This is a genomic window from Nonomuraea sp. KM90, from assembly GCF_052246675.1.
In the GTDB taxonomy this organism is placed as follows: Bacteria; Actinomycetota; Actinomycetes; order Streptosporangiales; family Streptosporangiaceae; genus Nonomuraea.
Window position 1 is genome coordinate 1 of sequence record NZ_JBQQCB010000355.1, and the last position, 1,444, is coordinate 1,444.

Genomic DNA, 1,444 nt, shown 5'->3' on the forward strand with positions numbered 1-1,444 from the left:
AGAGGGCGGTCTGTGGGCCCCTGCCCCTGATGTCGTAGTGTGATCGAGTGAATCTGTAGCGTTATGCCTAGCTGGTGGGCGTGAACGTGTTGAGATAGCCGGGTGAGTGAACGCAAGCCGTACGCGACGGACTTATCCGATGAGCGGTGGGCGTTGATCGAGCCGGTGATCACGGCGTGGAAGGCCGCCCACCCCTCGGTCAGCGGCCACCAGGGCAATTACCAGATGCGCGAGATCGTTAACGCGCTGCTGTACCAGGGCCGGACCGGCTGCCAGTGGAACTTGCTGCCCCATGACCTGCCGCCGCGCAGCGCGGTCATGTACTACTACACCGCCTGGCGTAAGGACGGCACCGACCAGGCCATCCACGACCTGCTGCGCTTCCAGGTGCGGGAGGGACAGGGGCGATTAGCCGACCCGAGCCTGGTGGTGCTCGACACCCAGAGCGTGCGCGCCGCGGCCGGAGTCCCCGCCACCACGACCGGTCGGGACGCGGCCAAGAAGGTACCGGGTCGCAAGCGTGGGCTGGCCACCGATGTGCTGGGCCTGGTCATCGCGGTGGTGGTCGCGGCAGCCTCGATGCACGACAACACCATCGGCAACGCGCTGCTGGACCGGGTCACCGCCGCCACCGCGCCGGGCAGCGTGCAAACGGCCCTGGTCGATCAGGGCTTCAAGAGCAGCGTGGTGGCCCACGGCGCCACCCACGGCATCGACGTGCAGATCGTCGAGCGTAACCCCGCCGAGGCCGGGTTCGTCCCCCAGCCCAAGCGATGGGTGGTGGAGCAGACCTACGGCACGATGTCCCTGCACCGCCGCCTGGTACGCGACTACGAACACGATCCGGCCAGCTCCGAATCGCGCGTGTACTGGGCGATGACCGACGTGATGACCCGCCGGCTGACCGGCACCTCCACCCCGACCTGGCGCTCGGCGTGAGCACACCGGACCCCGGCACGTGGCTGCTGGACCGCATCGACGCCCGCGAGAAGGCTCTGACCAGCCAAATCGAACAGACACGAGACCAGATCGAGGAGCTGACCGGCCGCCTACGGGAACTCGATCAGGATCTCGATCATCTCCGGATCACCCGCAAGACCCTGCTCGTCCTGACTGCCGAGCCTGATCCGGCACCTCCGCCGCCACCGGCTCCCGTGGTCCCCGATCACCCCGCCTACCAGCACATTCTCACCCTCATGACCAGCGCAGACCAGCCCGTACGAGCGCGCGACCTCTGCCTGGCCCTGGACCTGCCCCTGGAGCGTAAGAACATCGAGAACACCCGCGCCAAGCTCAAACGCCTGGTCACCCTCGGCATTCTCGTGGAGACCGAGCCGGGATTGTTCACTCAGCCGCATCCGTAACCCGGCAACGAGCCCGTGACCAGCCCTTCTCGTGCAGAGCAAGCGATCAAAGGGACATCAACTCGCGAACCGCCCTCTGA

Annotated in this window: 2 protein-coding genes; both read left to right on the plus strand. The window is 66.8% G+C overall.

Annotated features, from left to right (window positions below):
* The first annotated feature begins 102 nt into the window (after nucleotides 1–102).
* Entirely contained in the window at nucleotides 103–939 is an 837-nt protein-coding gene (locus tag ACTWPW_RS64170; RefSeq protein ID WP_443175038.1) for an IS5 family transposase, read from the plus strand.
* Nucleotides 936–1,364 (plus strand): hypothetical protein, encoded by a 429-nt coding sequence (locus ACTWPW_RS64175; RefSeq protein ID WP_443175039.1) that lies wholly within the window; start codon nucleotides 936–938, stop codon nucleotides 1,362–1,364. Before ACTWPW_RS64170 ends, ACTWPW_RS64175 begins: the two co-directional genes overlap by 4 nt.
* Nucleotides 1,365–1,444: the final 80 nt, after the last annotated feature.